At 41.2% G+C, this 7,309-nt stretch carries 5 protein-coding genes; 3 read left to right on the forward strand and 2 right to left on the reverse strand.

Features of this window, described 5'->3' with window-relative positions; genetic code table 11:
- The first annotated feature begins 349 nt into the window (after positions 1–349).
- Positions 350–1,534 (forward strand): NAD(P)/FAD-dependent oxidoreductase, encoded by a 1,185-nt coding sequence (locus tag CALSC_RS09765; protein WP_088241165.1) that lies wholly within the window; start codon positions 350–352, stop codon positions 1,532–1,534.
- A gap of 131 nt (positions 1,535–1,665) precedes the next feature.
- On the opposite strand, the gene CALSC_RS09770 is transcribed toward CALSC_RS09765, so the two are convergent.
- The gene (locus tag CALSC_RS09770) at positions 1,666–3,072 is read right to left on the reverse strand and encodes an amidohydrolase (RefSeq protein ID WP_088241166.1); all 1,407 of its coding nucleotides are present in this window, start codon (positions 3,070–3,072) and stop codon (positions 1,666–1,668) included.
- Positions 3,073–3,155: 83 nt separating this feature from the next.
- Between CALSC_RS09770 and CALSC_RS09775 the strand changes: the two genes are divergently transcribed.
- Positions 3,156–3,950 (forward strand): cysteine hydrolase family protein, encoded by a 795-nt coding sequence (locus CALSC_RS09775; RefSeq protein WP_088241167.1) that lies wholly within the window; start codon positions 3,156–3,158, stop codon positions 3,948–3,950.
- Positions 3,950–4,399 carry a cupin domain-containing protein gene (locus CALSC_RS09780; RefSeq protein WP_088241168.1) on the forward strand — a complete coding sequence of 150 codons (450 nt, stop codon included), beginning with the start codon at positions 3,950–3,952 and terminating at the stop codon, positions 4,397–4,399. Before CALSC_RS09775 ends, CALSC_RS09780 begins: the two co-directional genes overlap by 1 nt.
- 149 nt (positions 4,400–4,548) lie before the next feature.
- Here the strand turns inward: CALSC_RS09780 and CALSC_RS09785 are convergent.
- The coding region (locus CALSC_RS09785) for an NACHT domain-containing protein (protein ID WP_235006745.1) at positions 4,549–7,309 on the reverse strand (2,761 nt) is incomplete at its 5' end.

Consider the following 7,309-nt stretch of genomic DNA (forward strand, 5'->3'; position numbering starts at 1 on the left):
AAAGTAAACCCCTAAGTAGGTTGGCGTAAAAAATTATCGTTTGGATAAGGCAGGGGGCAGGGAGCAGGGAGCAGGGGGAACAAGGGTTTTAGGCTTATTTACTATTCTTCACATAGTTTGGTTTTATTGTGCCGACTTACTTATATCTGGACAAAATGAGTACATTTGTCGATTTATAGGTAGAAATTAGATAATAGTTACTAGCCCCACAAGGGATAATTCAGAATTTTAAAAACCGGATTAGTCACGCCTAATTGTACTTATTGCCAATATACGATGCAAGCGATCGCTGCTACAGTTACAAACGGCGATAAAATATTTTCTCAGCTGTTGCTCACAAATTTGCTAGATGAGAACTTACGATTGGATTATTGTTGGTGCAGGAATTACAGGTGCTGCTCTGGCTTACGAATTAGTCAAACAAAATTTTTCTGTACTTCTGTTAGAACAAGATAAGATATCTAATAATGCTACCTGTTATAGCTATGGTGGTTTAGCCTTTTGGTCTGGAACTACACCCCTAACTCGCCAATTATGTCAGGAGGGAATTGCACGTCATCGCATCCTTTCTACAGAATTAGATGCTGATACGGAATTTCGTGAGTTAGATTTACTGTTAACTATTCCTCAAGATAGCGATCGCCAAGCCGTCGTCAGTAACTATAATCGTTTTGCGACTCCTCCCCAACTATTAACGGTTACAGAAGCTTGTGAGTTGGAACCATTACTGAATCGGGAAGCTATCTCAGGTGCTTTAACCATTAAACATGGTCATATTCATCCCGCAAAGACTGCACAAGCTTATATACAAGCATTTCTCCGTCATGGAGGGACAATGGAAATTGGTCGAGTACAGCAGCTACAGTCTATTTCCTCTCCTAATGATGATCTTCCTACCTGTACGGGAGTGAAAACAACCTCAGAGACATATCACAGTAGTAATGTAGTCATATGTGCAGGGGGGTACAGTCGCCAATTATTAAAAGCATCAGGGATCAAGATTAAACTGTATTTTACCCATGCAGAAATGATTGCAACCTTACCTGTTGATCTCAAGTTGCATACATTAGTGATGCCAGCACAACTAAAACGCTTCCAACTAGAAGCTAATTCTACCAAAAGCGATCGCCCATGGGAAGAACCCGGCAATCAGCCAGCACCGCCAATTTTAGATCCAGGTGTGGTGCAATTCCTTGATGGTAGTTTGCGCTGGGGTCAAATTAGTCGCACCCTGACAGATCCTTTTGCAGAGGTTGACCCGAACACCAGTGAAACTGCATTACGTCAAAGTATTGGAGAAGTCATCCCAGCGATCAAAAATATACCGGGAACCTGGCATCATTGTTTAGTAGCTTTTAGTCAAGATAGCCTCCCTTTAATTGGTGAAATTCCTGCTTGGCAAGGTTTACATGTTTTTTCTGGGTTTAGTAATCCCCTAGTAATAGTACCGCCTTTAGCACAAAAGTTTGCCAATTTTATTACAGGAAAAGATGATCAAGCGATCGCTCAATTTCAACCTAGCCGTTTTTTGTAATTAGGTCGGTGATAAATACTTCTTCCCAACTCCCGACTCCCGACTCCCGACTCCCGACTCCCGACTCCCGATTAACCACTCTGTACGTCTAATGGGCAAGATAAAAATCCAAAATCCAAAATCCAAAATTGTTACTTGGGCAAATCCATGACAAAACGATAGTGTCCTTCCATGTCTTTTGTGAATTGAGATTGGTGTTTGATGCTCCATTGACTTTGGTTAAATAACTCTTGCTGCAATTCCCGAACATCAATAGTCACAATCTCCCCGTCAGCCACAATCTGTTTGCCATTTACCCAAGCATTACTCACCACATTACCAGGGCGACCTAACACCAGTAAACCAATGGGATCAGTGCGGGGGAGAAGAGATAGATTTTTGAGGTTGTACATAACCAAATCGGCTTTTTTGCCAACTTCTAAGGAACCAACTTCATCCGCCATATTTAAACCCTTAGCACCTCCTATAGATGCCATTTCTACCCCTTGTCGGGGTGTAATCCAGTGGCGATAATCAAAATCGGTGACGTTGTGTAAAATAGAACCTATTTTGATGGCTTCTAGTAAGTCTTGAGAGTCGTTGCTAGATGCACCATCACAGGCAAAGGCTACATTTACCCCGGCTTGACGATACTTTAATACTGGAGCAATGCCACTACCCAAACGCAGGTTACTTAAAGGATTGTGAACGACGGTGGACTGGGTTTGAGCCAGGATGGTAATATCTTTATCGCTCAACCATACACAATGGGCAAGGGAAGTGCGATCGCTTAAATATCCCAGATTTTGCAAATATTCTACGGCACTACACCCATATCTCTCCTGTGCTAATTTTTGCTGCACCTTTGTCTCTAGTAAGTGGGAATGACGACATAAATTATACTTGTCGCTTAATTCCATGCATCCAGTAAATAGGGCATCTGTGCATAATTGGGGCCCCGTGGGAGCGACAGCAATATGTATACCTGATTCTGGATCATGGAACTGTTGAATAACTGTTGCCATGAATTCCAGGGTTTCGTCGGTGGAGCGGAAAAATGGCTTGTGGGTTTGGCTGGTTCCGGCTGCGGGTATGCCCATAGATAGGGGTAAATCTTGAATTAGGGGAGCAATAAAGGCACGGATGCCAATTTCTTTATAACCTCGGACTGCGGCGGCTACAGTGTCTAACTCTTGATTGGGGATTAAAACTAAATGATCTACCACAGTGGTTCCCCCAGAAAGTAGGGTTTCTCCGGCGGTTCCGAGGGCACTGAGGTAAACTTGTTCTGGGGTGAGGAGGGGAAAGGCGTAGAGCTCTGCTAGCCATAATTCTAAAGGAAAGGGAGGAATTAATCCCCTGAGCCACATTTCGGAAGAGTGAGTGTGGGCATTGACGAATCCCGGTAATAATAGTTGATTTTCCCCATTCACCAACCTACCGATAATATCAAGGTGGGGAGCGATCGCAGTAATTTTATCATCTACAATTTGCACATCTGTGGTAGTGTAGCCATCAGTTTGGGGAATGATAACGTTTTGAATTGTGAAGTCGCTCATTTTAACCTTAAGGAATTAAGTATTTAAACGCAAAAATCTGATTTCAAGTTAAAAAATAAAATAGTGTTGGGTGTTGCTATTTTATGAATTTACCTCTCCGGAAACTAGGTATCGAACCAAATGCTTGGGCAGTTAATCAAACTATTGCAGATATAACTCGTCCTCCCATTCATCCACAACCCGTTACTTTATCAACAGAAACGAAAACTCTGCGACTGGATTTAGCCAAAACAGCCATCCTCGTCATCGATATGCAAAATGACTTCTGTCATCCCGACGGTTGGTTAGCACATATCGGTGTGGATGTTACCCCCGCCCGTCAGCCAATTGAGCCTTTGCAAAAATTATTACCTGTATTGCGTGATCATGGCGTACCTGTAATTTGGTTAAATTGGGGGAATCGCCCCGACTTACTGAATATTAGTGCGGGGTTGCGCCACGTTTATAATTCTACTGGGGATGGGGTTGGTTTAGGCGATCGCTTGCCAAAAAATGACGCTCAGGTACTGATAAAAGACAGCTGGGCTGCGGCGGTTGTGGATGAATTAGAGCAAGAACCAAAAGATATTTGTGTGGATAAGTATCGCATGAGTGGCTTTTGGGATACACCCTTAGATAGTATTTTGCGAAACCTGGGCAAAACCACCTTATTCTTTGCTGGGGTAAATGCGGATCAATGCGTGTTAGTAACCTTGCAAGATGCAAATTTTTTGGGTTATGACTGTATTTTAGTTAAAGATTGTAATGCTACCACATCCCCAGAATACTGTTGGCAAGCCACCATGTACAACGTTAAACAGTGCTTTGGTTTTGTTACGGATTCTGAAGATATTTTCACAGCCCTCAATCAACCAGAAACAGCAGAAGGAGATATCTAATGCACGCCTCTAGTTGTGTAATTCCCGTCGTCAAATCTCCCAAGGATTATCAAGCCTACCGCATTAGCCCTCATGATACTAACCGCTTGGCGATTGTTTTTGATCCAGCGATCGCTAATTCTTCCCTAACTTGTTGTGTGGAAATCTTTGAAGTTGGCGGCAAAACCCCTCCCAACCGGCATCAGTGGGCATTAGAAATGTTTTTTGTCCTTAAGGGGGAAGGAAGGGCGGTTTGTGATGGTAAAAGTATGAATATCAAAGCTGGGGATAGTTTATTAGTGCCGGCTACGGGTACTCATGTGATTGAAAATACTGGTGCGGGGAGGTTGTATACCTTAACAATTATGGTTCCCAATGAGGATTTTGCCGAATTGATTCGTAGCGGTACAAGGGTGGAATTAGATGCGGAAGATATGGCGGTTTTGGGGAGATTGGATGGGTTGATGTGAGATTTAGTAATATAACTTTTGCGATCGCATTTATATATTGTATTGAGTAAGTGCGATCATTCCTCAAGTATTAATACTTTGTGCACTACAAAAACCTATACCAAACTTTAACACTCATGAGATGTAGGTGCGATCGCTTTCCTATCTACTTATTCAAGAGCTTCTCGTTGTTTTCGTAACTCCTCAACAAAGTTTATGGCATTTTCATAAACAGCGTCTTGTTTGATAAGACTTTGTTGCACTAATTCAGCCATTTTTTCTGTGAAAGCGTTTAAAAGGTCGGTATTATTATCAATAGCAGGATTTACCCATTCACGTGTTCCAGCTAACCATTCTGTTAGTATTTTACCATCATTACTATTAGGCAAAAGTTTCAGGATCTTGTCTAAGCTTTCATAATTTAGCTTTTGCTTTGTAGGGAATATAGGATTAATTAGCTTTAAAGTAATAGACATCAGTACGATTGGCACTAAGCCACAAATATGAGGACAAGCATCCTTGTAGACTTGTATGAGGGTCTCAAGTTCTATTACAGATTTTATTTGATGCTTAGTACGCGAGACTCCTGCTTCTAACATGAGACGATTGTAAAATACAAATTCTGCGACCCAATATAACCAATCTATTGATTTATCATCTTCAGGACATGGAGCCATCAAACAAGTTTTCCATTCATCTATACTTGTTACTTTTGAAATGCAACACATCCATAGAATATCTCGGATTTTTCCTTTGGCATTAGTACTGTCTGACCAAGTAAGAATACCATCATTGACAGCGCGTTCTAAAATAGAATAGAAACCCAAAGGATTTGAAAAAACAATACCTCTTAGGTCAAATGTTATAATTGGGAGTCTAATTTTATCTTTTCTCTGTGGATGTGAATATCCCCAGCTAATATTTTTGTGATAGGGAACTAACTGCTGATCTGCATTAATAATCTTCAAGAAAAATCTGCGACGCATTTCAACTGAGAATCTGTCATTATCATACTGATCGGCAAGAATACCGTAAGCTAAGTCCCATTTATTTGCTTTAATACACTCATCGAGAAACTCCTCTACATCAGCCGTTGGAGCAAGTCCTGCCCAAAGAAAAATTACCGTATTCCATCTGTCATCATCACGATTCTCAAACAAGCAAAAGCGGTCTATTCTACGTCCGGATTTATCTCGTTGATCTCCTTGTAGTATAGAATCTGCAACTAAATATTCCGCAACACTCTTATGCACAAAGCTATAGATTCCTGGTCCAATGATAAGTCCAGAACGCTCTCGGAATAATGCCAGAACATCTTCTGCTGAGAAGGAAACATTTATTTTTTGGAGCAATCCTCGCACTAACTCTAATGCTTCAGATTCATCAATTTGATCCTGCTCTTGCAGAAACATTTGTAAAGCAAATCCTCTAATAATCTGCCGTTTTTGTTCCCGAGAAAGTTGAATGGTTGTGGCTGATACATTGCGACGAGTATCCCATAACCCCAGCATCCCCTCCACGTATCTCTGGTAAAGCTGTGAGCGTCCGCTAGGGAGACTGCCATCGAGATGGTGAACCATTAAAAGAGTTGAAAGTAGTAGTGGATTACTTGTAAGTGGGCTAATGGTTGGATCTTGTTGCCACTTTTCAGCAAGGGCTTTAGCATCAACTTCATGATGATTATTTTCTAGTAGCAACCGCGTATACTTATACCAACGCTGAATATAATCAATAATCCTAGGTTCATCAAATGGTTCTATGGTCCAGCTTTGCCATCTACTGCTTAGGCGTTCCAAGTGGTCAGTTGTCAGAGGGCGAGAAGTTAGAATAAAAGGGCAATTCCTGACTGCTGAACTCAAATCCACAATCCAGTCATAAACTTGATCTCGCCTGCTAGGACGAATTTCGTCAAAACCATCAAGAATAAAAACAACCTGCTTGGCTTTCAACCATTCACTGATACGATTCGGTGTAAGGTCTTCTGCTAAATGTTGACCTGCTGGTTCTCGGATTAGTTCATGCAAAGATAACAAATGTTCTTCATTAGAGAAACGACGTAACTCAAATCGCACACAAATACCAGTCCACCTATTACTCAAAGCTTCTCTTTGCAGCCACTTTGCCCAAGTAGATTTTCCAGCACCAGGTTGACCAATTATAATTGCCCAATGGTGCTTTTGGGTAAATAGCTCGAAGCTTTCTTGAGTTTCTCCTATTACTTTTGCTTGCTTTTTGTTCGCATTACTTTTTATCTGTTCTGTTATTTGGGGATGTACAAAAAAGTCGTCAAATTTCCCATGAAGTGGGCGATCTGCTCTTAGACCTGTGATATCTAATTCTAGTCCGAGCTTCTGGGCAAGTGTTCGGCGCACTATTGTCAGTGTTCCATCTGCTTCTTTTGAAGGTAATGCTGCCAATTCATCAACTTTATTAAAAAGTGTACGTAATTGAGTTGTAATCTCATCAAATCGACGAAAGTTTTCTGACCATGCTTCGCTTTCCCAATCTTTTACAGCCGCAGGTATTTTACATAGCAATGTTGCAATACGAGGGCACAACAGGGTATAGACATCTTTCAAACCATCCTCAATAACCACTTCTGGTAAATCACGGTTGGTATACAGGTCTTCAAAAATCTTTTGTCCATTGAGAGAACCTTGAAACAACTGCTCTGGTTGTTCAGTCAAAGGGCGTAATTCTTCAACACACGTCTCTATTAAGCGACGCTGCTTATCTTCTGAAACCTTTTCATTTGTGAGAAACTGCAACAATGGTTCAACAATCTCCATCGTTGCATATTCAACTGTATATTCAACTCGTTTTTCAATTTTCCAACGCTGAAAATATTGTAGTTTGCTATGGTTAACACTATCGTAAATAACACTAGACAAAAGGTTTGTAATAATACCTAAAGTAAATTGGGCTAATTCC

It is taken from the genome of Calothrix rhizosoleniae SC01, from assembly GCF_900185595.1.
Classification (GTDB): domain Bacteria; phylum Cyanobacteriota; class Cyanobacteriia; order Cyanobacteriales; family Nostocaceae; genus Calothrix_A; species Calothrix_A rhizosoleniae.